Raw genomic sequence first — 25,464 nt, 5'->3', positions numbered from 1 at the left:
TCGATGTATTGTTCGAATTGTGGAAAACAACTCCAAATAGGAGATACATATTGTCTAGCATGCGGATCCAAACGGTTGCCTACAGTTGATGAAACTACTAAGAAAATGAAACGTTGGCAGTGGCTTGCTCCTCTCCTCGCTTTCATCCTCGTGACTACCAGTCTAGCAGGCTATTTTTATAGTGAGCATAGGAAGACCGAAGCGGCTATCCAAGCCTTCGATAATGGTGAAAAGGCTGCACTGGACGGCGACTATAAAAAAGCGAAACAAGCATTCCAGACGGCTCTGGATCACCGGTCCGATTTTAAAGCCGCCACAGAGAACATGAGATTGATAGAAGATGCCCTTCACATACAAGAACGGTTGAACATATCCGAGAAACATATTGAAGAGAAAGCCTTCGACAAAGCTTCGGAACAGATCCAAAAAGCAGAAAGCACGCTAAGGAGCTATACAGGAAAAGTTGCATCTGCACTCGATCAGAAAATCACCTCAAATGAGAATGCACTGAATATCGCCCACCTGCAATATGATATGGAAGGCAAATCAACCCTGGATGAGCTGGAACCCCTTTTAACGAAAGCAGACGCAATCCAATCACCTGAAGCGGAACAAATCGCGGAAGAAATTCGAAAGAGAATTGCTGAAATCGCCTATGTGCAGGCGAATGATTTTCTGACCGACAATCAATTCTCTGCAGCTCTTGCCTCTGTTAAAAAGGGTCTCTACCATGAACCGAAGAGCAAAAAGCTGCTCAGTTTGAAGACGACGATCCATAACGAGCAAGTCGCTTTCGAACAAGCAGAGCAAAAGCGGATTGAACAAGCGATTGTCGCCGCAGCTGAAGAAAAGGAACATAACTTGAACAATGCGATCAAGCTCAATTCCATTGAAGCCAAGATGAATCATCTCGGGGATATCATCGTAACCGGTACTATTAAAAGTCAGGCAACCGTGCCGATCGGCTCAATCCGGATTTCCTATACGCTCACGGATCAGGACGGGAAAATCTTTGATAAGAATGAAGTATTCGTGTATCCAGATATCTTATACCCTGATGAAACTGGAACTTTTGAATACACGCATTATCTGGTCAACGAAGAACTGAATGTAAAATTCAATGAAGCAGATTGGCATGTCAATTGAATGAAGGGGAGGTCATCAATGAACACTCGAACTTGGATATCAACCATCACCACCTCCCTCATACTCATCACGGGTATCGTAGGAGGGTATCTCCTTTACAATCATTTCAACCATTTTCAAGTGAACGCGACCTCTACCATCGGCAGTCTGAAAGAAGCAAAGGAAAAGTCGGACGTTCATCTTGAGAAAGATCTGAAAACCATCATCCATGAGAGTCAGAAAAGCGTCGTCCAACTGGATGTTGAAAGTGATTCTGGCAATAGCGTCGGGTCCGGCTTTCTATACAATGATCAAGGTGATGTCGTCACAAATGCACATGTCGTTGCTGGAGCGAAGAAAATCACCATTCGGACAGCAGATGCGCAGCAATATGAAGGGCAACTGATCGGAATCGGTAAATCAACAGACATTGCGCTCGTAAGAGTTCCAAAATTGGAAGGAAACGATCCGCTTCCTGTCCTTCATGATCATCTGGCAGAAATCGGGGACGAAGTGATTGCGCTTGGAAGCCCTCTAGGATTGCAAAACTCTGTCACGACAGGAATCATAAGCGGTTTGAATCGAGATTTCACATTAGAAAATTATACATACTCGAATGTTTATCAAATATCCGCTCCCATCACACAAGGGAACAGTGGTGGTCCGTTGATCGATCAGAGAACGGGTGAAGTGGTTGCCATCAATTCAGCCGGAACAGAAGAAGGTTCCATCGGCTTCAGTATTCCGATGAAAGATGTGTTTGAACAATTGTCTTCCTGGTCGGAAAATCCATCAAACGTGACACCGCCACCTCAAAACGAGGATGACAACTCGATAACGAAAGAACTTGATGCAGAAGATAGTAAATATATTGTCGGATACTTCTATGAAAGTCTTGCGATGGGAGACTACGTGACTGCATACTCTCTGCTCGGAAGTGAATGGCAGAAGAACACATCATATGAGAAGTTTCGAAACGGCTATATTCATACGGTGGATATTACGATCAACCAGATCAAAGCGGAACATATGGAAGAGGAAGAAGCGATGAAAGTCACGATCATCATTGATGCGTTGGAACGACAGAAAAATCGCGAGACCAAAACGTTCGTCTATAAATGCACTTACACTGTAAGCTTTGAAAACAATTTACTGAAGATCCTCAATGGAAAAGCGACTAAAGTTGAATAACGACTGCTAAAGGTCCATTTCATCTTTGCGCATATGCAAAAACCCACTTTGAGTGGGTGACTTCAACGATTTTCATCTTTTCACCCATTCAAAAGCTCTCTTTGAGTGGGTGACTTCACCGCTTTCCTTCTTTTCACCTATCCAAAAGCTCTCTTTGGGTAGGTGACTTCACCGCTTTCCTTTTTTTCACCCATCCAAAAGCTCTCTTTGAGCGAGATTCACGGCTTTTTGTTTTTCAACAACCTCTTGTTATAATCTTGTTAACAAGTGTCGAATGCAAAAGGGGATTTTAGGATGAAAACGCTACTCATAGATATGGATTCCGTCATCGTGGATCTAATGACGGAATGGCATCGAAGATATAACGAAGATTATGATGACAACTTGAGTGTGGAAGACCTCAAGTGCTGGCAAAGTGAAAAATACGTTAAAGAAGCATGCGGGAAAAAGATCTATGAATATTTGGATCAGCCAGGCCTCTTTTTGAACCTAGAACCTTTTCCGAACGCCATTGCAGTCCTCGAACGTCTTTCTCGAACATACGAGATTCTGATTGTCACAAGCAGTCGGACTTACGCCTATACGGAAAAAGAAAAATGGGTGGAGAAACATCTACCGTTCATCGGTGCACGAAACTTGGTTTTCACTCACCGAAAAGAAATGGTCGTCGGGGATTTGCTTTTTGATGATGCACCCCATAATCTCATTGCCTTTTCTGAAACCGGAAGAAAAGCTGTGGCAATGGATTATCCATACAATCGTAATGTCGATGTGGATCGAGTAGGAAGCTGGATTGAATTTGAAACGTTAATCGAAAAATTCGAAATGGGTGAACGCACTTGATCAAAAAGGATATTCTCATAATCGGTGGTGGTCCTGCCGGAATGTCAGCATCTGTATGGTGCCAAAGACTCGGGTTGGATTATATGTTAATTGAAGAAGCTGATTACCTCGGTGGACAGTTGAATGACATCCATAATCAAATTGTCGATTACCTTGGTGGCATATTTGAAAATGGAAAAGCAATTCAAAAACAGTTTGAACACCATTTGGAAGAACTCGATTGTACAGCCCATGTCAAGATGTCGATCGAGTCATTCGACCATGATCAAAAAACGGTCCACTTACATTCTAACGGAGAAAAAATGCAGGTCGAATATCAATATTTGATCTTTGCAACAGGTACTTCCGTCCGTCGTCTGGACATTCCAGGTGAGCAGGAGATGATTGATCGGGGAGAAATCTACTCGGCGACAAAAGATCGCCACCGCTTCCAAGGGCGTAAGGTCGTCATCGTAGGCGGAGGAGATCGCGCATTTGAAGGAGCTCTTCTGCTTGCAGAAAGCGGAGCTGAAGTGTATCTTGTCCACCGATCTAAACAGTTCCGCGCAAGAGATGAGTTCACCAAACCCGCTTTAAATCACACCCGTATCAGGGTCATGGAGGATACTGTCGTGAAGCAGATCCATCATGGAGAAAACGGGATCAATGGGGTTGACCTATATAACCGGCTGACACAAAAAACGGATCATCTAGACGTAGAAGGTGTTTTTATCCGAATCGGTGTCCAACCTAACACTCGTTACGTAAAAGATTATGTCCATCTTGATGAGGAGAATTATGTAGTCGTCAACAGCTGCCAACAGACGAGTGATGCTTCGATCTATGCGATTGGTGATGTATGTACGCATCCGATGTTTTCAAGCATTTCATCAGCGACCGCTCAAGGCATGGTTGCAGCGAAACACCTTTCTTTACGGCTTTCATAACATATGATTTCTTCGAAATTCACTCCCTTTCCGCGGGCGAACCGCGAGCCTCACTTCCACAGGATGTGCTGGCTTCGACGTTCACCACAGGACGGACTTGTACAGGATGTACTGACTTCGACGTTCATCACAGGACGTGATGGTACTTAGTCGAAGTTCCTTAGAACACTCGATCGTGTTCGCTGCGGGTTCTCGCCTGGCTCGCTATTCCCGCAGGACAAGAAAAACTTCGACAGCATTCCATCGCACGAAGAAAATGCGAATTTCATTTTCGAGGAGTGTCGTGAATCTCGTGCGAAATCAACCTTCTGAGCATGGATGGTAATTCTACGATGTTTATAAAAGTCCTTGGGGACTTAAAAAAAGACTGTCAGCAGTCCACTATAGGATGTGCTGGCAGTCTTTTTCATCGTTTTATTAATCCAAGTATCCCATCAACAATCGGGCGTATGGAGAGTCTTTCGGCAAGATGATGACTGTCTCGTCATCAATCGTTTTCTTATAAGAATTCAGCGTTCGATACAACGAGTAGAATCCTGCGTCTTTACTAAAGGATTCGTTATAGATCAACGCTGCATCTTTTTCCCCTTCAGCACGGATCTTTTCAGCGTCCGCTTCTGCTTTCGCTAATAGTTGTTTCACTTCTTTATCCGTATTGGCGATGATCCGGTTCTTTTCTGCATCACCCTGAGATAAGTATTGTTGCGCCTTCGTTTCACGTTCTGAAATCATACGTGTGAAGACGGATTCTTCGTTCTCATCAGGTAAGTCGGTCCGCTTCATACGGACATCCTTTACAATGATACCGAATTGATCACGCTCCAGTAAGTTATTTACTTTCTCCGTTACACGCTCGTTCAGACTACCCCTCGATGAGTTCTCGTCATTGATGATTTCATCGTAATCCAACTTACCAAGCTCCGAACGGACAATGGAGAAGATGAATTCGGCCATTTTAGCTTCTGCATTTTCCGTCGTACGCAAGTTGGTGATCATCTTTTTCGGATCCTCGATACGCCATACCGCATAATTGTCGATGATCATCCGCTTTTTATCTTTCGTATTGATTTCCGCTTTTGACACATCATACATCATTTGATATTTCGGTAAAGTCGACACCGTTTGGATGAACGGTAGCTTGTAGTTCAAACCAGGCTCATCAATGATTTTGACGACCTCTCCAAACTGACGGACCGCGCGGTATTCATTTTCTTTTACGATAAACAGGTTACTGATGATGAAACTTAATAGGAGAAGTATGATCACTCCGAAGATGATCGGCTTCTTGTGTCTTTTCCAGTTGAACGATCGCTTCTGTTCATTGATATCATATATGTTATCGCTCATTGTTCTTCTCCCCCTCTGGTGCCGCAGCCGGCTTCGTCTCAGCAGGTCGGATCGGTAAGTATTTCAATGTCCCGCCTTCATCATTCATGATATAAATTTCAGCTTCGGCAAGAACTTGATCAAGTGTTTCCAGTACAAGACGTTCTCTTGTAATATCCGGTTGTTTCGTATATTCAGAGTAAAGAGCGTTGAATGTCGCGACATCCCCTCTTGCTTTCTCGACACGAGCGGCTTTATCTCCTTCCGCTCTGGAGATGATGGCATCCTTTTCCCCTTCTGCTTCTTCCCTTTGCTTATTGGAATACTTCTTCGCCTCGTTGATTTTCGTATTCATCGTTTCGCGGGCATCCGTTACTTTTGTGAATGCTCGGCGAACTTCTTTGTTCGGCAGATCCACATCTTGAAGCTTGACCGCTAAGATTGAAACACCAATGTCATAGTCTTCAATCAGTTTGACCAGAAGATCACGGACTTCCGCTTCAATTTCTGCCTTTCCGGATGTCAAAGATTCATCAATGGTTGATGTCCCGATAATTCCCCTTAGTGAAGCAGATGTCGCATTATAAAGGATCTGCTTCGGATCATTTGTGGCATAAAGATACCTTTTCGGATCTGTGATTTTCCATTGGACGACCATATCCGCTAAGACGATATTTTCATCCCCTGTAATCATTTTCGTATCCTCTGGGTATTCCTTCGTCACTTCACCATCGACTTCTTCATAGCCGAATTGCAAACTGAATGTCTCTTTTGAAAACTTCCGCACTTGTTGGATCGGCCACGGTAATTTGAAGTGTAAGCCAGAAGGAATGATCCCCTCTTCCACCTGACCGAATGTCTCAATGACGGCTTGTTCGGATTCGTCCACTGTATACACACTCGTGACTAATGCCGCAGCAATCAACAACCCGAGCGGGATGAAGATGATTAGTTTCATTGTACGATTCATGTTGTTACAACCCCCTTTAAAAACTCACTTATCAATTTATACGTTCATAAGACCATATGGTTTCATGAAAGTTTTTATATCTATTGCGATGTTGAATTTCTTTTCAAATTTATAGAAATTCACTCATTCCGGAATAAAAAAACTACCACAGAATTTCTGCGGTAGTTCAAATCGAACATGACTTAAGAACCATATTCAGTCTATCATATCACTCTGCCGGTACCAACCTTAGTTGGTCGCCGTCAGCATAGTCTTCTTTTTCGATGCTAGTCGTATGATAGGTCCCATTCGCCCAATCCAACACTTGATCATCATACCACGTACTTAAAACATGTCCTGATTGACCAGGACCGACAATGTTTTGTGAGCGTTGAATATCTGAAAGATCGACAACGGTACGCCATGCTGCTCCATGATTCACTTTGCCGGTCTTTTGATCCCAGCCGGCCGCCATAACTGTGACGCGGCTTCCTCCAACTTCCACTTCATCCGGGTTGAACAATAGGTTCAAGGGTTCGATGGAGCCAAGAGGGTGTTCAAACAACAAGGAATGATACTGCCCCCATCGCCAGTTTTTCGTTTCATCTCCTTGCAGGGCGACAGCCTCTTTTACAGCTCGTTTAAAAGATTCCGTAGCGGCTGCTTTCAATCCTCCTGCATCCCTCATCCATATCCCTATTTCGCCTCGATCGGCATTTCGGATCAGCTCATCTACTGCTTGTGCCCGTCCATCAAAGAACTTCATCATTTTCTTATCGATTTGATCTTCAAACAATACGTCACTCATGGCAGACATCCATAAATGGAATAACAACGGTCCCCCTAGATCTATCCGGTCCTCATAACTCCATTTAGCGAGCAGTTCATACCCATCATTTTCAATCTCATTCAGGTCCGTTCTTGAGATTTTCGGTAAAAGGATCGGAACCATTTCAGCAGCTTGGAGGTTGTACTGATCCATCTGCAAATCTTTCATCGATTTCGTCGTCAGCTGGCCGATTCTCGACAATGTATCTACAATCCGTTGTTGCCGGTACGGTTGTGCCCATATATGCGTAATGTGATAAGGGTAATCGTCATCAACAATCTTGTTATTGGCCGTAGCGATGAATCCTTTAGAAGGGTTTACGACCGTCGGAAGGTCCTCCCATGGAATATAGCCCTCCCATTCATATTCGTCTGTCCAACCTGGCACAGGAAGCAGGCTGTCCCCTTTCTTACGAATCGGAATCAAACCGTTCGCACGGTAAGCGATATCACCATCAACAGAAGCGAACACAAAGTTTTGTGCCGGAGTATGGAAGTACGTCAAGGCTTCCTTAAACGTGTCCCAATCATCTGCCTGGTTCATACGGATCACCGCCTCAAGCTCGGTGGATGGGTCCAGGGCGGTCCACCTCATAGCCAGGGCTGTATCCTTTTCGTCGTATCGAGCAAATTCAGAAACGATCGGACCATGTCTTGTAATCGTCACTTGATGATCGACGGTTTCGCCATCTTTTACTTTGATCGGTTCATCAATGACTTCAGCCTTTTCCCATTCTTCGTTATATAAGAAGAGTTCTGCGTTCTCCGGATGTCTTTTTTCGATATAAAGATCCTGCACATCCGGTCCAACATTCGTAACTCCCCAAGCGATCTTTTCATTGTGTCCGACGATGATTCCTGGGATGCCAGCGAATATGACCCCGCTGACATTCATCTCATCCGCCTTCAGATGTGTTTCGTACCAAATTGACGGTGTTCCAAGTCCGAGATGTGGATCGTTCGCTAGAAGAGGAACCCCACTTTCTGTTTTCTGACCAGCAACGACCCAGTTGTTACTCCCATTGAACGGATCCGGGATAACGGCACCCGCAAAAGATTTTTCGAAATCAACGGGATGTGACTTCGCTTCTGATATGATGACCGGCCCGTCTTTAGGATAGGACGGGAAAAGTTCCAACGCTTTCTCTTCCGGAAAAGTCTGTAATAAGTACTGTCTGAAAGCTTGTCCTTCCCAATGACCCCCTAAGTCGAAAGCCATGTATTTGCCGATTGTCAAAGAGTCGGTCGGCGTCCATTTTTCCGGTTCATAATCCAGAATTGTAAACTCCGGCGGGAGTATGTTTTTCTCTTTCGCTTCTTTTATGTATGCATTCACCCCATCGGCATACCACTGGAGGATTTTTTGAGCATCGGTGGAGTATTGATCATAAGAGGCTTCAGCCGCTCTTCTTAAACCAAGTGTCCGGAAAAAGCGATCACGGTCAACCGTTCCATCGCCTACAACTTCACTTAATCTTCCTGAAGCTAGACGTCTGCTCAAGTCCATTTGAAAGAGACGATCCTGGGCAGTAACGAAACCTTGTGCCATATAAAGATCTTTCAAGCTGCCAGCCTCGATATGGGGAGTCCCCGCCTGATCCCGATAGACCGATACAGGACCCGTAAGTCCAGCTAATGCTCTTTCTCCTCTGATATCTGGGAGACTTCTCTGAAGGACATAGATCGCGATTGATGTGACAATCAATGCAAGTATGAGAATGATAGTGAAACCGATGGTCAATCCTTTTTTGAGCTTCGTCCCCCGACTGGTCCTATACTCTTTTTCATATTCTCTCTCGATGACCTTTTCCATTCTGCCTCCCCTTTCAAAGCCATTCCGTTAACTCGGCTTGACACCCGGCCGGTTCGCTTGTGCCTGTTGCATGTGAGCTGTGAGATCCAGTCCAGGATTATGTTTCTGAACAAGTTGCCCGGTCTCATAAATCAATTGCTCTAAAACCCTTATTCTTTCTGTTGGGTTATCCGCGTAAAAAACAGTTGTCATCCTTTCATAGAAACGATCCGGTTTCCATTTCATTCGGTCGCTCGTTTCTTTCAGCCACTTCATGCCAGGATGATGGATATATTGATGATTCAAGGCTTGCAAAGAAAGCATCAGTTTCATTCCGATATCCGCTAGTGTCTTTTGAAATAAGAGCACATCACCCCGATCAATGAGCGCTTCTCTGCTCTGCCAGGGCCCGCCGAATTCAAACGCCTGTTCAATCAAACCTTTTTTCAAACGTTCAGGATATGGAAAAACCCGATCATAAATCTCTTGGAAACGTGTTTCGCCTATAAAGGGTTTCCCGTCTGCGACAGCCCCAATCAAGCACTGCTTTTCCAATGAGAGGTCGCCGTTTTTCATATCCTGTATGAATTGCTCGACCGTCTTTGTCAAAAAACTGCTGATTTCAAACTTCGTACCATTGACGAGATAGGTTTCGGACCATTCCAAGTCCTCGTATGGATAAAAGGACAGGATTTCTCCTCCTGCTTTTCGGATCGGACTTTGCCGCTCTTCATCTGTCGGAGGTTCCTTCCATAGTAAAAACAGTTCTATGTCGGAATATCGGTCTTCCCACCCTCTCGAGACCGACCCACCAAGAAATAAAACCTCTAATTTCGGATTGTTTATGTAGTAATCTGCCATTTGTCGTGCTTCTTGTTGTAAGTTCATTTTCATTCTCCTATTTCATGGAAATACAACTCAAGTATATCAAAATATTTCGAAAAATAATTCAACTTTTTGTTAAAATGTAAAGAATATTGAAAAAGGAGCGAGAAGGATGAAACATACACTGCATCATCAATATCGAACGAGTAAACCATTGAACGCGCGTATTCAATTACATGAAATGTATGGTACCAACCCAGTCAGCTGGTCAGAATGGTATTTCAATCAAATGAGATTTTCAGATACAGATACCATCCTGGATGTTGGTTGTGGAACGGGATGGTTTTGGGCAGAGAATGCAAAGAAACTGCCAAAATCGTTAAAACTGTTCTTGATGGACCAGTCTGCAGGGATGATTGAGGAAGCGAAAAATAATTTGGAGGCAGCAGGCGTTTCGGCTGAATTTTACGTCGGTGATCTATGTTCTCTTCCATTTCATGCTGAGGAATTTGATATCGTCATGGCGAACCATATGCTTTATCACCTATCAGATCACAACCGTAAAAAGGGGTTGATGGAATTACGTCGAGTTTTGAAACAAGGTGGGACCTGTTATACGTCGACTGTTGGTGAAAATCACTTGGTAGAACTGAGCCAAATCTTGAAAGATTTCAACCCATCCTTACGCTATGACACGTCGAAATTCCATCAAGCATTCGGACTACAGAATGGCCAAAGTCAGCTCCAGGAGATATTCTCTGAAGTTTCCCGCTCTCTATATGACTGTCACTTGAAAGTTACAGAAGCTCGTCCACTCGTTGAATATGTGCTTTCAACCATGAGTGAGGCTGCAATAGAGTTACAAACGGACAACGGGAAATCGTTTGAAGATTTTATTGCCCTGAAGATTCAACAAGTAGGTCCTGTCTTCATTACAAAAGAAACTGGATACTTCAAGTCCTCGAAATAAGGAAGCGGATGGTATACCCCCAGTATAGACGGACATGATTAGAACATATATGAATACGAACCAAATTTTACCCTTTACTCTTTTTTTGATAGATTTAGTAAGAGAAAATATTGTGAAGGAGTGCCGTCATGCTGGATTGGTATTATACAACCATCGATTATTTGACCGATCTGAACTTTTGGATCGATATCGGAATTGCACTTGCTATTTTCATTGGCATTGCTGTGTTTCGAAAGCTGTTCACCAAATATATCTTCAGATTAATTACGAACCTAACTGATAAGACCTCAACACAAGTTTTACATAAAATTTTGCTCGCCTTTGAACGTCCGTTGAATGTGTTCTTCATTTTCCTCGGGTTATATCTGGCTTACGAATCTTTAGAAATAAGTGAGCGATTTGTCCAACTACCACTCAGACTTTTCCGTTCATCTGTCATCCTGATGATCTCTTGGGGGCTTGTTAATTTATCCTCCTCATCATCAGTCCTGTTCCATAGATTCCATCATCGACTGGATCTACAGGTAGATCAGATTCTAATTCCGTTCGTATCAAGAGTCCTGAAATTCGTCATCGTCGCAATCAGCATCAGTGTCCTTGCACAAGAGTGGGGCTATGACGTCAACGGATTTGTAGCCGGCCTTGGTATCGGCGGTTTGGCGTTCGCTTTCGCTGCAAAAGAAGCACTCGGGAATCTGTTCGGCGGTATCGTCATCATCATCGAGCGGCCGTTTTCAATCGGTGATTGGATTCAGACGCCATCTGTAGAAGGGGTGGTTGAAGACATCAACTTCCGCAGTACGCAGGTCCGAACGTTTGCCGATGCATTGGTAACTGTTCCAAACGCTAATATCGCGAACGACCCAATCACGAACTGGACGCGTATGCGTAAGCGCCGTGTCTACTTCAATCTTGGTGTCACCTATACGACTCCGAAAGAGAAGCTTGAAACGTGTGTGAAAAAGATTAAAGACATGCTGAAGGAACATCAAGAGGTCCATCCGGAACTGATTGAAGTTCGCTTTGATAAATACAACGATAGCAGTCTGGATATCATGATTTACTTCTTCACGAAAACGACGGCTTGGGTCAATTACTTGGATGTCAAGGAAGATATCAATCTGCGCATCATGGAAATCCTTGATCGTGAAGGTGTATCCGTCGCATTCCCAAGCAGAAGCATCTATGTAGAGAAAGAGGATTTTTCTCTAGAAACAGAAGAAAATGACACGAATGGTAAACCGGAGGCAAAAGAATGAAATTGACGATCCGCCGATACGAAAACGAAAGCGATATGGACCTTCAGTATGATTTCTGGAGAAAAGTGACCTCTGACCTTCCCTATGCGTGGAAGCCGACGCTGTCACCGAAGAAGTTTCGCCAACAGAATGAGTTTGACCCTGAAACCCGCTGTTTTGCTTTCGACGGAGACAAGCTGGTTGGACATATGGGTTTTACAGGCGAAGGAAGTTTCGTATCTTTAGGCTACCCCTGGGTATTGGAAGGATATGAAGGCGCTCTACAGGAAGAGATGTTCGAGAGAATCTACCACTATGCCATCAGTCCGGAGTACGGAGCGAATATGTTCGCTCAGCGTTTCCGATCACAATGGACGACGCAGATCGAATTCTTCAAAAGCAAAGGATTCGAGGTGACTGGCCGCTCTCCGATTTTCGGAAGGGATATTTCTAAAGTTCCTGTGCCAGTGACGAAGGGAATCGAGCTGAAAATCGAGTCAGGGTTCGATATCGATACCTTCGTGTGTACTGCACAGAAATTACCTGGAACAACCGAGCAAGACCTATCGTTTTACCGGACATATTATGCTTCGGTGGATTTTGATTTTACCGTTTTATGTGTAAAAGAGGCCGACGTAATCGGTTGCTTCGGTGTCACCCACCGAAAAGACACAGGGTATGCTGAAGTGATTGCTTCTTCTTTGGCTGAAGGAGATTCACATCTATTCGAAGGTGTCATTTCAACCATCATCAATGAGCTCTATGAACGCAACGCCGGCTCAATCAGCATTTATGAAGCGGCTGCTCCAACTACTAAACATCTTACAAACCTAGGTTTTCAAAAAGTCACAGAAGACATCATGATGATGAAAAAAGTCGATTGAACATGAAAAGCCGCCGGAATTCCGGCGGCTTTCGTTATGTTTGTCATCCATTTATGGAATATTTGCTGACATCTTCGACTTCTCCATTTTCGCGGTGTAGGACGACTTGGCTCGGACGCGCTTCATCTGCCATTTTCCTTGCTTCGTCCGTTGCGGCATCCTTCGTATCGAAGGTCTTTTCTGAATGGTCTCTGCCCTCGATTTTGATATCCCACTTATTGTTGTCTTCGTTCGGTACGACATGGTAGATCTTAGCTTCCATTTTCCATTCCTCCTTCATTTTTCTGTGATAGTTATATACCCTGCTTGTAAATATTTACACCTATTTTTCGGTTGAATTGCCTTATTTCAGGTCAAAGTAACAGTACGGAGGTGAACGAATTGAAGAAAAAGAAGAAGAATGCGACTACATCAGGATTGCCATCCTCCCAGCCGGAAGGTCAAGGTACCGGCATCGAAATAGGAACACCGCTCGATTCGACTAGAAAGAAAAAGAAGAAGTAAATGTGAGAAGGGTAACCACGTGTCAGGCACAGCGTTACCCTTTTGTTCAAAACAACGAGTAACCTTACATAGTAAAGGGTAAACATCACTATCATCATTTTCGAGTTGTTGGAGGTATATATGCGATCTTTTCCTAAACCAAGAGTCGTCGTCAGCAAGTGCTTGGAGTTCGAGGCCTGCCGTTATAACGGAGATGTGTTGAAGGACATGACCGTACGCCGTTTAATGCCATATGTAGAATTCATACCGATCTGTCCTGAAGTAGAAATCGGTCTCGGAACCCCTAGAGAGACGGTCAGGCTCGTTTCTCAGGAAAATGAAGTACGAATGATTCAACCCTCTACAAAACAAGATCTGACAGAAGACATGAATACGTTCAGCCGAGCGTTTTTTGATTCCTTGCCAGATGTGGACGGCTTCATCCTGAAAAACCGCTCCCCTAGCTGTGGAACACGTGATGTGCGAATTTACACGGGAGTAGAGAAAGCACCCGTCAAAGAAAAAGGTACTGGCCTCTTTGGAGGAAACGTGTTAAATGAGTATGGAAACCTTGCCATTGAAGAAGAAGGCCGATTGTCTAACTTTACAATCAGGGAACACTTCCTCACAAAGTTGTACACATTGACTTCCTTTCGTATTCTAAAGGGAGATCCGTCGATACAAAAATTGATCCAATTTCAATCACAGAACAAATATTTGTTCATGGCCTATAACCAAACACGTATGAAAAAGATGGGAAGAATCATTGCAAACCATAAGCAGTATGATTCCATTGACGAAGTATTTGCGGAATATGAACAAGAGCTTCATGCGATGTTCCAAAAAGCTGCCCGATACACGTCCAACATCAATGTATGCCAGCACATCATGGGCTATTTTTCAGAGGAGTTGAGTAAAAATGAACGGGACCATTTTCTGCACTTGTTAGAACGCTATAAGGACCGGAAAATACCGCTCAGCAACCTTTTAAGCATTTTGAAGTCATGGGTATATCGCTTTGACAACGAATACCTTCTGCAACAATCGTTTTTCGAACCTTACCCGGAAGATCTGGTCGAGATGGCCGACTCAGGAAAAGGAAGAAGTTATGCATGAAGACCGAGCCTCAGGCTTGGTCTTTTTGCAAGACAAAAAGCTGCCCCTAAGGACAGCTTTCACTTTTAGTTGATTCTTTGAAATTCATTCGGCATTTCCAAGAGACTCATTCACCTATCGATCCAGATCCGGTATACGCCAATCGATTTCCTCCATCCCATTCTCTCGGAGGAACATATTGATTTTTGAAAAAGGTCGACTGCCGAAGAATCCTTTGTTCGCTGAAAAAGGACTTGGGTGAGGTGATTTCAGAATCAAGTGATGACCATTCGTGATGAGCTCTTCTTTCGCTTGAGCATGTCTCCCCCACAACAAAAATACGACTGGTTTTTCCCTTTCATTCAATGTCTGGATCACGGAATTCGTAAACTGCTCCCAGCCTAAGCCTTTGTGGGAATTGGGTTCCTTTTTCCGTACGGTGAGCACTGTGTTCAGCAGCAAGACACCTTGTTTGGCCCAATGAAGTAACGATCCATGGTTCGGGATATCATGTCCAAGGTCAGCTTGAAGCTCCTTGAAGATATTTTTCAGAGACGGTGGCTGTCGTACACCTGGTTGAACTGAAAAGCTTAACCCATGCGCTTGTCCTGGTCCGTGATAAGGGTCCTGTCCGATGAGCACGACCTTCGCATCCTCGTAAGATGTATAGTGAAGCGCATTGAAGATATCATACATATCTGGAAAAACGGTATGGGTACCATATTCCACTTTCAATTGCTCTCTCAGTTTATGATAATAGTCCTTTTCGAACTCCTCTCTTAGAAGTACAGACCAATCATTTTGTAGGATTTCCATCGTTCAATCACCTGTTTTTAACGTTGTTTTACGGGTAGTATATCACACGAAATTATCCCATTCGATGCCCGTATTATTTCCCCGACAATATTCTACACCGTTATACCATATACTTTCGGATCACACTTGTCGCATCCGCTCGCAAATACCTGGATCGTCCCAAGTAGAGCGGGATTTCCAATTTTTCAAAGTCCGGCAACCCTTTTTCATTGAACAAGGTATCATCACGATAAAATTTCGTGATATCCGCGACGAACCAGTCATGATCTCCATACGAATTGACGTCGATCGTCTTGCACTCATACGCCACATACGCATCATGTAAAATCGGCGCGTCCGTCGTAATCCCTCTGTCGAAAGAAATGCCTCCCAGCTCAAACTTATCCGTATCGCTTCCAGAGTATGACCCTGATTGTTGGATGAATTCCGCTTTCTCGTATGGCAGGAAATTGATCGCGAATGATCCCGCATTTTTGACAAGTTGATGGGTATGTCGCTCCCTTCCGATTGCCACACCGTAAATGGCAGGATCATAGGAGATATAAGAATGCCACCCTGCTGCCATGACATTGTCTTCTCCGTTATATGAAACGGTCACGATTGCGACCATGCCTGGATAACTGTGCATGACCATTTGATCTGTCGGTTTCCTCATTCCACTAACCCCTTTCCATCTTTCTGTTTTTTAATTATCACACGAATCGGAATGTTTTGTCATAAGTTTGCTATAATGAAAATCGTTGGGTCATAGCTCAAAGGGGGTTCCATATGGAGATTAAACGTATACCTACAGAAGATATCAATTCATTCATCGAAATCGTCAGCCGGTCTTATCCAGGAATGAAGGTCGTATCGGATGACGATATACAGAAGATGACCGACCGTTTCATTGATATACAAGAGAACGATACGACAAAAGCCCTTTACGGTGCCTATCAATCGGGGAAACTTGTCGGCGGCATGCTGTTCCATGATTTCGAGATGATGTTTTATGGGCAGAAAGTACCGGTAGGCGGGATCGGTATGGTGGCCGTCGATCTATTACATAAAAAAGAACGGGTCGCCAAGACGATGCTCGAATATTTCCATCAGCATTATCTGGAGAGAGGCGTTTACATGACGGCCCTCTATCCGTTCAGACCGGATTTTTATAAAAAGATGGGGTATGGATACGGTACGAAGAAAGACCGCTATCGAGTACAGCCACAGCATCTCCCGAAAGGTCCATCAAAGTCGCATATCGCCTACATATCGCTTGGGCAAATCGGTGATCTTGTAACGTTCTACAATAAAATGGCTGTTCAAACGCATGGACTCATGATTCGTTCTGAGAAGGATTTTGAGAAACCGATGAAACAGCCAGGCAATTACACGATCGGATACATAGACAATGGAGAAATCAAAGGTTACGCAGGTTTTTCATTCAAATCCGAAACGAGGGACAGCTTCTTGCAAAACGACATCCTCATTCATGAGTTCATGTATGAGGACAGTGAAGTTCTCTCTGAGATGCTTACGTTTTTCCATAGCCAGCAGGATCAGATCCGCTCCATCTATTTCGATACACAAGACGAACATTTCCACCACCTGCTCACCGATCCGAGCAACGGCTCTGGGCATCTGATTCCGCATGCTTTCCATGAGAGCAATACACAAGGTGTCGGACTCATGTATCGCGTCCTCGATACGGAAAAGTTCATGGATTCGGTAAAGGGGCATCATTTTAACGGTGTGGAATTGGCGTTGGAAATTAAGGTTTCCGACACGTTCCTGCCGGAAAACGATAAGCGCTTTTATGTCCATTTTGAAGACGGTAAAATGACCATCCAGAAGGAGACAAAGACGGATGTCGCAATCGAGCTCGATATAGCCGATTTCTCGTCCATGCTCATGGGCGTGCTCCCTTTCCATGCCTTATACACGTATGGAAAAGCGAAAATATCAGATCCAGCCTACGTCGCAAAGGTAACGCAATTATTTTACACACATCAGAAACCGGTTTGTTTCAACCGCTTCTAAGATTTTACGATTTGAGGGATTTATATGTTAGCAAAAACGATCAGACAAGGTGAACGGGTCTATTTAGGTCGATTTACAGAAGAAGATTTGGAGAAGGTTTCAGCATGGTACCACGATGATGAATATATGCGTTGTATGGATGCGTCCCCTTCTTTTCCATTATTGAAAAGGGACTTCAAAGACTGGGTCGAGCTTAAACCCCGAGAACAGAAATCATACTTATTCGCCGTCCGCATGCGACAGGATGACCGCGTCATCGGCTGGGTGGACTTGGATGATATCCTCTGGCCGCATCGCAATGCCTGGCTAGCGATCGGCATCGGCGAACGGGACTTGTGGGACCAAGGCTTAGGATACGAAACGATGGAGCTTGTGTTGAATTTCGCCTTCAACGAACTGAACCTCCATCGCGTTCAATTGACCGTCTTCAGCTACAACAAGCGAGCGATCAAACTATACGAGCGGTTAGGATTTCAACACGAAGGCGCCCAAAGAGAATTCCTTCAACGGGACGGCGAACGCTACGACATGCTCATGTACGGGATATTAAGCCACGAATGGACAAAGCAAGCATAAGGATCACGATGGGAAACGTCATTTTTTGACGTTTCTTTTTCTTTTATGAGCGTCTGTACAAACATCATTGTCCTATTTTTAGTACAATAGTGAATACTAGTTGTTATGTAGGAGGGATTCTGTTTTGGATCTGATCGATATTTCGAAAGTACAACCTATCATAGAACGTTTCGTCGATAAAGACGTCTACATCCACCTGGAAACGACAAACGGAGCGTACGCTTCTCATTTCAATGAGCAAGTGTTCTCTGCAGGTGCATATATCCGAAACGGTAAAATTAAATACACACGTGGGAAAATCACTGGTGAAGGACCGTACCGGGTCGGGTTGAAGATGGACCTTGGATGGATCTATGCTGAGGGGATCACCCATTGGGAGCTGGATGCGAAAAACCGACTGTTGATGGCGGGTCATGATCAAGACGGAAAACTAGCCGTCGCACTGCAAATCAGCGAAACACCGTTTGAATAAAGAAAAGCGGAAAGGAGCGATAACATGGAGAAGCAAGTATTAGTGGTCTTCCCTCACCCTGATGATGAAGCGTTCGGGGTCTCGGGATCGATTTCAAAATACATTGATAGCGGAACGCCTGTCACATATATGTGTTTGACCCTCGGAGAGATGGGACGTAACATGGGCAACCCTCCTTTCGCAACGAGGGAAACCTTGCCTGAAATTCGTAAACAAGAACTATTGAATGCCAGCAAAGTCATGGGCTTGAATGATTTGCGAATGATGGGGCTTCGAGACAAGACGATTGAGTTCGAAGATCCTGAAATGCTCGCTGATATGGTCAACGATGCCATTGAAGAGCTGAATCCATCGTTGATCATCACATTCTATCCAGGATACAGCGTACATCCAGACCATGACGCATGTGGCGCAGCAGTCATCAAAGCTGTGAGCCGATTGCAGGAAGCGAAACGACCGAAAGTCGAGTGTGTCGCGTTTTCCCATAATTGTGAGGAGGACCTCGGGAAGCCCGATGTCATCCGCGATGTTTCAGATTTTATCGACCGGAAGCTGAACACATTGGAAGCCCATAAGAGCCAAACAGCAGGCTTGATGGCTGGGATGAAGAAGCGCCTTCAAGCAAACGAAGAGGAACTGATGAACTGGATCAAGTTTGAGCGATTCTGGACGTATTCATTCGATAAGTGATCACAAAAAAATGGCTGACTCATAGGAGTCCAGCCATTTTTTTACGTTATTCTGACTCAGCAGGCTTCTTAGCATGTTCAAGCATAAGCTTTTTTACCATACTGCGTTGTTTTTTATGAACAAGGATATACAACGTATCCCCCCCACATAAAACGGTATCCCCCATCGGAGTAATGAGAGCGTCCTTCCGTATGACCGCCGAAATCAAAGTATGATCTGGAAGGGGAAGATCTTTGATTTTGTTTCCTATGACAGCAGATTCTTTCTCCACTCGGATCTCCATCATTTCATTCTGGGTCTTACCAATCGAAATGAGTTCCAGACTATGTGGTACTTCTGCTCTAGCACCGTGCAAAAATTTAAAGTACTTGCCTAACGGTGAGATCGTTGCCCCTTGAATCAATGCTGAAGTGAAGACAACGAAAAAGACGACATTAAAGAGTAATCCGCTGTCTTCCAATCCTGCGACCATCGGATAGGTGGCCAGTACGATGGGTACCGCTCCTTTCAACCCAGCCCACGAGATGAAGAGCTTCTCTCTTACGTCGAATTTGGTCGCGATCAGACTAATGAAAACCCCGATTGGACGAGCAACGAGCATCAGGATGAAAGATAGAGCGATCCCTTGCCAGACGACATCCAGTAATTGATTCGGGAATACCAGCAGACCTAGTAAGATGAACATGGTTATTTGCATCATCCATGCGAACCCCTCATTGAACCGAACAATAGAATGTCGATAGGTCAAATCGCGGTTCCCTAGGAATACCGCCATCACATATACGGCAAGAAAACCACTCGCGCTTATGAGACTAGCAATTCCGAAGGTGAAGATGGCTAAAGCGATCGATAAGACTGGATATAAGCCTGATGAATCCAGGTTGATTTGATTGATGACCCATACTGCCACTCTTCCAAAAAGTAATCCGATAAGGAGTCCTACACCCATTTGCCAGAAAAAGTCCAACAGGAACGTAGCCGGATTCACATTGTCGATCTGGATTAACTGTAAAATCGTGACCGTCAAGAAAATCGCCATTGGATCATTCGTACCGGATTCGGCTTCTAAAGTCGATGTCAGTTTTCTTTTGATGTTCTTATTCCCTAGCGCTGCAAAAATCGCTGCGGCATCTGTAGAGCCGACAATCGCACCGAAAAGAAATCCTTCTAACCAACTGACATCCAATATGTATTTTGCTGCTATACCAGTAACCATCGTCGTGATGAGCACACCGATTGTGGCCAAAGATAAAGACGGTTTGTAGACCTTTTTGATATCATGCCATTGCGTTTTAAGACCACCCTCAAACAGAATGACAATCAACGCAAAGGTACCGATCAGTTGGGTAAGCAATGCATTATCATAATATATGTACTCGTTCAGTATCATACCGACCATGATAAACAGAACTAATGAAGGCAACCCTAATCTTGCAGAGAACTTGGCGGTTATGACGCCAATAATCAATAAAATTGAAACAAGCAAAATCGTACCATCTACACTGAATTCCATTTCCGTCCTCCCTCGTCTACTTCCATTATATGAAATTACGAACCTCCAAAACAAATCTTACAACTAAAAAACCCAATGATACCAATGGAATCATCGGGTAAATGCGTATTAATTTTCTTGTTCGATTGAAAAGAGTGATTGCAATTGATCTGTATTCTGGGTCAGATCGGCTAACGTATATTGGTCCAATACGTCGAAATAAGCTTTCAATGCTTTGTTCAATACACCTTTCAATTTACACGCCGGGCTTATGATGCAGGTGTTATTCGCAGCATCGAAGCATTCTACGAGATAAAAGTCCTCTTCTGTCCTTCGGATCAATGTACCGATATTGATCTCATCTGGATTCTTACCAAGTGTGATGCCACCATTTCTTCCTCGCACCGTTTTAATGTAACCAAGCTTACTGAGCTCGTGCGTCACTTTCATCAAATGATTTTTGGAAATTTTATAGGTATCAGCGATTTCTTTAATTTGGACGAGCCGGCCATCCACCTGGGTCGCCAAGTACATCAACACTCTTAAAGAAAAATCACTGTACTGGGTCATTCGCAAAGGAATCCCTCCTTCATAGGAGTTACTATTATGCTCTAATCGTACCACTGCCAACCATGCAGGAAAAGCACTTGAACTCACGTGTGACAGCTTTTTGAACATGAATGTGACAAATCAGCGAAAAGATGTATTTCATATACATCTTATACAGGAACCTCAACTATAATAAAGGTGTATTCAAAATACATCTTTTATAAGAGGAGCTGATTTTGATGTTAGATCCAAAAACCGTTCAAACGATCAAATCGACTGTCCCTGTATTAAAGGAATGTGGAACCGCTATTACTTCACGTTTTTATGAATTGCTATTCACGAACCATCCAGAACTATTGAACCTATTCAACCATTCCAATCAGCAAAAAGGACGCCAACAAGGTGCTTTGGCGAATGCTGTATATGCTGCTGCAGTACATATCGATCGTCTGGAGGAAATCCTTCCGGCTGTGAAGCAAATCGCTCACAAACACCGTAGTTTAGGCGTCAAGCCGGAGCAATATCCTGTTGTAGGTGAAAATCTCCTTAAAGCCATTAAAGATGTATTAGGAGATGCTGCAACTGATGAGATTTTAGATGCGTGGGCCAAAGCTTATCAAGTCATTGCTGATGTGTTCATACAGGTTGAAGCCGACATGTATCAAGAAGCTGAGAATCAGGTAGGCGGATGGAAAGATTATCGTGAATTTACATTGGTCAAAAAAGAGGTGGAAAGCAAGGTCATCACTTCGTTCTATTTGAAGCCTTCTGACGGAAACGCGTTGGCACCATTTTTGCCAGGACAATATGTAAGTGTGAAGACGGAAATTCCAGGAGATCCACACACGCACATTCGCCAATACAGTCTATCCGACTCTATAAAAAAAGAGCACTACCGACTGTCTATCAAAAGAGAAGGTCGGGTATCTAAATACTTGCATGACCACGTAAAAGAAGGAGATCGCCTGTTCTTAAGTGCTCCTGCAGGAGACTTCACCCTGGATACAAAATCCGAAAAGCCACTTGTATTGATTGGCGCAGGAGTTGGCCTTACTCCACTCATGAGCATGCTTGCAACAACACTTACGCACACACCTGATCGGGAAGTTCATTACATTCATGCTGCCATCAATGGAGAATATCAGGCGTTGGGTGAACACGTTTTAAATTTGGCAAATGAGCATGATCAAATGAAAGCACATTTCATTTTTGAAAAACCGTCAGATCATGATCGTGCGCATCGACTTTTTGCGAAAGAAGGATATGTAGACTTTGACTGGCTACAAAATGTAGTATCAAGTGACGCAGAGTGCTACATCTGTGGTCCAGAAGGGTTCATGAAAAATGTGATCAACTCATTACAACGAATAGGTGTACCAGCCGAAAACATCCACTACGAGTTTTTCGGCCCAGCCATTGATTTAGGACTAGAGACCGTATCGGTTGAATAACCTGATTTCCAAACTAGAAAAGGGGCAAACCACAAATTTTTATAGGTTGCCCCTTTATCTATCAAACTCTCTTTCCATCAATTGAACTAGAATTGAGACCTAATGCAAGCATATACTTCTAAAAGTCGGAATCTTGCCTGTTCTCCTTGTTTATGATCATCTAATATTCTTTTGTAATCTAACTATGTGGAATTTCGAGTATGCACCCGATCATGAAGGAAGAATGACTGATCCATAAATTTAACGGACATTGAGTACCTTATTTCTATAAAATAGTCATTTTGCTAAACTTAACGGACATAGGAGACCTTATTTGGTCCAAAATCATCAAAAACAATGTACTTTTTAACAAATAGCGTATCAGATGTCCGTTAGCATCTCCAATTGAGCATTTTTGTCACAAATAACGGATCTCCTGTCCGTTAAGCCCTATTTTTCTAGCTTCCTTTTTAATGCTTGCTCAAATAAAAAACGCAAGTGGTTCGTGTAGAAACCACATTGCGTCTTGAATGATTTGATATCTCGGGTTTATTTTATTGGTCTTCGAATAACACCTTGTACTCCCCATACCCTTCCTTATCCAGGTCTTCTTTCGGAATGAAACGGAGTGCGGCAGAGTTGATGCAATATCTCATACCATCCGGACCAGGTCCATCGTTGAACACATGTCCAAGATGCGAGTCTCCGCCTTTACTGCGCACTTCAGTACGGATCATGAAGTGGCTCAAATCTTTCTTTTCTTTGATTCTGGAAACGTGGATCGGCTTTGTGAAACTTGGCCATCCACAGCCTGCATCGTACTGGTCTTTCGAGCTGAACAACGGCTCTCCAGAAACGATATCGACATAGATGCCTTCCCGCTCATTGTTCCAGTATTCGTTTTGGAAAGCAGGCTCTGTTCCGTTCTTTTGGGTCACCTTATACTGGATGTCAGTCAGATTTTCACGAAGTTCCTTGTCGTCTTTTTTCATTGTCCAGTTCTTTTCGGTGAAGTCCTTACGACCCGATCCCTTGTAATACGCATTGTAATGGCCAGGATGTTTTTTATAATATTTTTGATGATGATCCTCCGCCGGATAGAATTCAGAAGCCGGCAGAATTTCAGTTACGATCGGCTTGGAAAAGCGACCGCTCTGTTCGAGTTCTTGCTTGGATGCTTCTGCTAGTTCCTTCTGCTCATCATTATGATAAAAGATGGCGGTCTTATAAATCTCGCCGCGATCATAGAACTGCCCGCCAGCATCTGTCGGGTCGATTTGCGGCCAGTAGATTTCCAGTAATTTTTTATATGGAAAAATCTCCGGATTGAACGTGATCTGGACGACTTCACGATGCTTGTCTTGCTTCGCAACGATTTCTTCATAGGTCGGGTTCTCAATCGTTCCACCCATATAGCCGGATACAACTTCTTCGATTCCAGGCATTTCATCAAAGGGTTTTACCATACACCAGAAACAGCCACCTGCAAAAGTAGCCTTCTGTAATTGCTTATTGCTTTCAGCCATCTTCATCCCTCCAATTTTCCTGCTCCACTTTTAGAATATCCTCTTTGGAAAAAGTTTTTCAAAAAAAGTGCTTATCTTTCATCATAGTCATCTTTATTCCATTAGCAAATTAAACGCCTTGAGTGTACCGGGGACTTTTCACTAACGAAAAAAGACTACCCTTCTTTATGGGCAGTCTCCATCCGTATTACGCTTTTTCCGCAACGAGCGTGAACATCTTCGGTAGTCCGATGTCATGGACTTTTTGGTTCGTTTCTTCATCCAACATCTTGACAACCAGCCCTTGTTGAGCGATTTCTGTTACAACTTCTCCTAGAGTCCACTTCCGTTGCAGCACTTCATTTTCTTCTTTCTTCCCCTCAGATGAATACTTTGAGAATGCTACACCTCTTCGTTCAATCGTCGGGTCGAAGTAATTGCCGTCCACTTTATGTTTCTTCCCTTTGGAAGTGATCAGTTTTGTCGAAATCGGGTGGAATTCTTGGAGGATGAATTTGCCTCCTGGTTTCAACAACGCTTGGACTTTACTCATCAAAGGTTTCAAATCGATGAAGTAGTGCAGGACTCCTAATTCCATCATAACGACGTCATAGTGGTTTTCCGTTTCAAACGACAATACGTCTGCAACCCGGTAGTCTAGTTCGACACCGGAGGATTCCGCAACTTCCTGTGCGTAAGCCGCATTCTCTTTTGAAAAATCGACAACCGTTACATCTGCACCGAGTAAAGACATCGCCACACCTTTGATTCCATTCGAGCCCATCAGATGAACGACCTTTTTTCCTTCCAAAGATCCGAATTGAGGATATAACGATCCGAGCCTTCCAGCTGGATGCCGTTTGATTTTTTCCGCTGCTACTTCTGGTGTTCCATGACGGTTAACCAGTGCCTCATACGTATTTTGGTTCCAGGCAGATTCGTTTTGATTCGTCATCCGAGCTTGTTGATCAGCTAAGTACGAAGCAACGAGTCCTTCAAATCGCGGATCTTCCTTCAAGTCATATAAGGACTGACACCATAAAGATGCCCCACTGTTCTCAACCTCGATTCGGTAACGGTTCGTCCGAATTGTGGTGTTATATCGGCAGGAAACATCGACGGTCACATCCTCCATTTTAAAATGAAAAGCGCCTCTCTCAGTCGTCTGCTCAACCGGACTCGGGTGGTATGGTGCAAAAACGTCATATACCGTTTCGAAAACGTCCCACTGCACTTCCACGCATACTCGATCCGATTCTAAGTCTATCCCCTGCAAAGAAAGGGCTGTTTCATTTATGAATTGATAAGGGATGGCCTGCTCTTGGAAGGCTACAGCAAGGTTATGGATTTGTGTACTATATATATCAGATGACATGGTTGATCCTCCGTCTGATTATGATCTTTAATAAAAGATGACAGAAACCACAACAAAATTCAAGA

General features: G+C 43.9%; 25 protein-coding genes. 14 read left to right on the top strand and 11 right to left on the bottom strand.

From position 1 onward, the window contains the following. Nucleotides 1–3: 3 nt before the first annotated feature. From ACXQIQ_RS13740 to ACXQIQ_RS13725, 4 genes are all read left to right on the top strand, one after another. Nucleotides 4–1,146 (top strand): zinc ribbon domain-containing protein, encoded by a 1,143-nt coding sequence (locus tag ACXQIQ_RS13740; RefSeq protein ID WP_439301786.1) that lies wholly within the window; start codon nt 4–6, stop codon nt 1,144–1,146. A gap of 18 nt (nt 1,147–1,164) precedes the next feature. Continuing rightward, entirely contained in the window at nt 1,165–2,316 is a 1,152-nt protein-coding gene (locus ACXQIQ_RS13735; RefSeq protein ID WP_439301787.1) for a S1C family serine protease, read from the top strand. Nucleotides 2,317–2,610: 294 nt separating this feature from the next. Next, a complete protein-coding gene (locus ACXQIQ_RS13730; protein ID WP_439301788.1) occupies nt 2,611–3,159 on the top strand; it encodes a 5' nucleotidase, NT5C type in 549 nt (182 codons plus the stop codon). Next, complete coding sequence (locus ACXQIQ_RS13725) at nt 3,156–4,085, top strand: NAD(P)/FAD-dependent oxidoreductase (RefSeq protein ID WP_439301789.1); 930 nt, start codon at nt 3,156–3,158, stop codon at nt 4,083–4,085. The genes ACXQIQ_RS13730 and ACXQIQ_RS13725 overlap by 4 nt, the downstream gene beginning before the upstream one ends. 417 nt (nt 4,086–4,502) lie before the next feature. On the opposite strand, the gene hflC is transcribed toward ACXQIQ_RS13725, so the two are convergent. The 4 genes from hflC to ACXQIQ_RS13705 form a co-directional block, all read right to left on the bottom strand. Continuing rightward, the gene (gene hflC / locus ACXQIQ_RS13720; protein WP_439301790.1) at nt 4,503–5,432 is read right to left on the bottom strand and encodes a protease modulator HflC; all 930 of its coding nucleotides are present in this window, start codon (nt 5,430–5,432) and stop codon (nt 4,503–4,505) included. Next, nucleotides 5,422–6,381 carry an FtsH protease activity modulator HflK gene (hflK, locus tag ACXQIQ_RS13715; protein ID WP_439301791.1) on the bottom strand — a complete coding sequence of 320 codons (960 nt, stop codon included), beginning with the start codon at nt 6,379–6,381 and terminating at the stop codon, nt 5,422–5,424. Before hflK ends, hflC begins: the two co-directional genes overlap by 11 nt. A 208-nt stretch (nt 6,382–6,589) precedes the next feature. Continuing rightward, a complete protein-coding gene (locus ACXQIQ_RS13710; RefSeq protein ID WP_439301792.1) occupies nt 6,590–9,001 on the bottom strand; it encodes a penicillin acylase family protein in 2,412 nt (803 codons plus the stop codon). A gap of 27 nt (nt 9,002–9,028) precedes the next feature. Then, complete coding sequence (locus tag ACXQIQ_RS13705) at nt 9,029–9,868, bottom strand: DUF4037 domain-containing protein (protein ID WP_439301793.1); 840 nt, start codon at nt 9,866–9,868, stop codon at nt 9,029–9,031. Between the two features lie 109 nt (nt 9,869–9,977). On the opposite strand from ACXQIQ_RS13705, the gene ACXQIQ_RS13700 reads away from it, so the two are divergent. The 3 genes from ACXQIQ_RS13700 (at nt 9,978) to ACXQIQ_RS13690 (ending at nt 12,897) form a co-directional block, all read left to right on the top strand. Continuing rightward, nucleotides 9,978–10,775, top strand: a complete 798-nt coding sequence (locus ACXQIQ_RS13700) for a class I SAM-dependent methyltransferase (protein WP_439301794.1) — start codon at nt 9,978–9,980, stop codon at nt 10,773–10,775. Between the two features lie 128 nt (nt 10,776–10,903). Continuing rightward, entirely contained in the window at nt 10,904–12,034 is a 1,131-nt protein-coding gene (locus ACXQIQ_RS13695) for a mechanosensitive ion channel family protein (RefSeq protein ID WP_439301795.1), read from the top strand. Continuing rightward, on the top strand, nt 12,031–12,897 hold the full coding sequence (locus ACXQIQ_RS13690) for a hypothetical protein (RefSeq protein WP_439301796.1): 867 nt from the start codon (nt 12,031–12,033) through the stop codon (nt 12,895–12,897). The genes ACXQIQ_RS13695 and ACXQIQ_RS13690 overlap by 4 nt, the downstream gene beginning before the upstream one ends. Before the next feature lie 43 nt (nt 12,898–12,940). Here ACXQIQ_RS13690 and ACXQIQ_RS13685 read toward each other — a convergent pair whose 3' ends face one another. Further along, on the bottom strand, nt 12,941–13,159 hold the full coding sequence (locus ACXQIQ_RS13685; protein ID WP_439301797.1) for a DUF2188 domain-containing protein: 219 nt from the start codon (nt 13,157–13,159) through the stop codon (nt 12,941–12,943). Between the two features lie 119 nt (nt 13,160–13,278). On the opposite strand from ACXQIQ_RS13685, the gene ACXQIQ_RS13680 reads away from it, so the two are divergent. Next, the gene (locus ACXQIQ_RS13680) at nt 13,279–13,401 is read left to right on the top strand and encodes a YuzL family protein (protein ID WP_439301798.1); all 123 of its coding nucleotides are present in this window, start codon (nt 13,279–13,281) and stop codon (nt 13,399–13,401) included. A gap of 120 nt (nt 13,402–13,521) precedes the next feature. Further along, nucleotides 13,522–14,496, top strand: a complete 975-nt coding sequence (locus tag ACXQIQ_RS13675; RefSeq protein WP_439301799.1) for a YbgA family protein — start codon at nt 13,522–13,524, stop codon at nt 14,494–14,496. A 114-nt stretch (nt 14,497–14,610) separates the two neighbouring features. Here the strand turns inward: ACXQIQ_RS13675 and ACXQIQ_RS13670 are convergent, their stop codons facing one another. Then, nucleotides 14,611–15,291, bottom strand: coding sequence for a uracil-DNA glycosylase (locus ACXQIQ_RS13670; RefSeq protein WP_439301800.1), 681 nt, complete (start codon nt 15,289–15,291; stop codon nt 14,611–14,613). A 100-nt stretch (nt 15,292–15,391) separates the two neighbouring features. Then, nucleotides 15,392–15,946: a flavin reductase family protein gene (locus tag ACXQIQ_RS13665; protein ID WP_439301801.1), complete on the bottom strand. Its 555-nt coding sequence runs from the start codon at nt 15,944–15,946 to the stop codon at nt 15,392–15,394. Nucleotides 15,947–16,059: 113 nt separating this feature from the next. Between ACXQIQ_RS13665 and ACXQIQ_RS13660 the strand changes: the two genes are divergently transcribed. The 4 genes from ACXQIQ_RS13660 to bshB2 all read left to right on the top strand — a co-directional run bounded on the left by ACXQIQ_RS13660 (nt 16,060) and on the right by bshB2 (nt 19,048). Beyond that, nucleotides 16,060–17,310, top strand: coding sequence for a GNAT family N-acetyltransferase (locus ACXQIQ_RS13660; RefSeq protein ID WP_439301802.1), 1,251 nt, complete (start codon nt 16,060–16,062; stop codon nt 17,308–17,310). Nucleotides 17,311–17,334: 24 nt separating this feature from the next. Further along, the gene (locus tag ACXQIQ_RS13655) at nt 17,335–17,886 is read left to right on the top strand and encodes a GNAT family N-acetyltransferase (protein WP_439301803.1); all 552 of its coding nucleotides are present in this window, start codon (nt 17,335–17,337) and stop codon (nt 17,884–17,886) included. Nucleotides 17,887–18,010: 124 nt separating this feature from the next. After that, nucleotides 18,011–18,358 carry a YojF family protein gene (locus ACXQIQ_RS13650; RefSeq protein ID WP_439301804.1) on the top strand — a complete coding sequence of 116 codons (348 nt, stop codon included), beginning with the start codon at nt 18,011–18,013 and terminating at the stop codon, nt 18,356–18,358. A 24-nt stretch (nt 18,359–18,382) separates the two neighbouring features. After that, nucleotides 18,383–19,048 (top strand): bacillithiol biosynthesis deacetylase BshB2, encoded by a 666-nt coding sequence (gene bshB2 / locus ACXQIQ_RS13645; RefSeq protein ID WP_439301805.1) that lies wholly within the window; start codon nt 18,383–18,385, stop codon nt 19,046–19,048. A gap of 46 nt (nt 19,049–19,094) precedes the next feature. Here bshB2 and ACXQIQ_RS13640 read toward each other — a convergent pair whose 3' ends face one another. Next, a complete protein-coding gene (locus ACXQIQ_RS13640) occupies nt 19,095–20,561 on the bottom strand; it encodes a potassium/proton antiporter (RefSeq protein ID WP_439301806.1) in 1,467 nt (488 codons plus the stop codon). 108 nt (nt 20,562–20,669) lie between these two features. Next, entirely contained in the window at nt 20,670–21,116 is a 447-nt protein-coding gene (locus ACXQIQ_RS13635; RefSeq protein WP_439301807.1) for an RrF2 family transcriptional regulator, read from the bottom strand. Nucleotides 21,117–21,328: 212 nt separating this feature from the next. Between ACXQIQ_RS13635 and hmpA the strand changes: the two genes are divergently transcribed. Further along, nucleotides 21,329–22,540 (top strand): NO-inducible flavohemoprotein, encoded by a 1,212-nt coding sequence (hmpA, locus tag ACXQIQ_RS13630; protein WP_439301808.1) that lies wholly within the window; start codon nt 21,329–21,331, stop codon nt 22,538–22,540. 533 nt (nt 22,541–23,073) lie between these two features. Here the strand turns inward: hmpA and msrB are convergent. Further along, the gene (gene msrB, locus ACXQIQ_RS13625; protein ID WP_439301809.1) at nt 23,074–24,045 is read right to left on the bottom strand and encodes a peptide-methionine (R)-S-oxide reductase MsrB; all 972 of its coding nucleotides are present in this window, start codon (nt 24,043–24,045) and stop codon (nt 23,074–23,076) included. Nucleotides 24,046–24,232: 187 nt separating this feature from the next. Continuing rightward, nucleotides 24,233–25,399 carry a class I SAM-dependent methyltransferase gene (locus tag ACXQIQ_RS13620; RefSeq protein WP_439301810.1) on the bottom strand — a complete coding sequence of 389 codons (1,167 nt, stop codon included), beginning with the start codon at nt 25,397–25,399 and terminating at the stop codon, nt 24,233–24,235. Nucleotides 25,400–25,464: the final 65 nt, after the last annotated feature.

This window comes from Pseudalkalibacillus sp. Hm43 (genome assembly GCF_054170705.1).
Note: the sequence above shows the minus strand (reverse complement) of the source record. Positions and strands in the feature narration are given on the sequence as shown.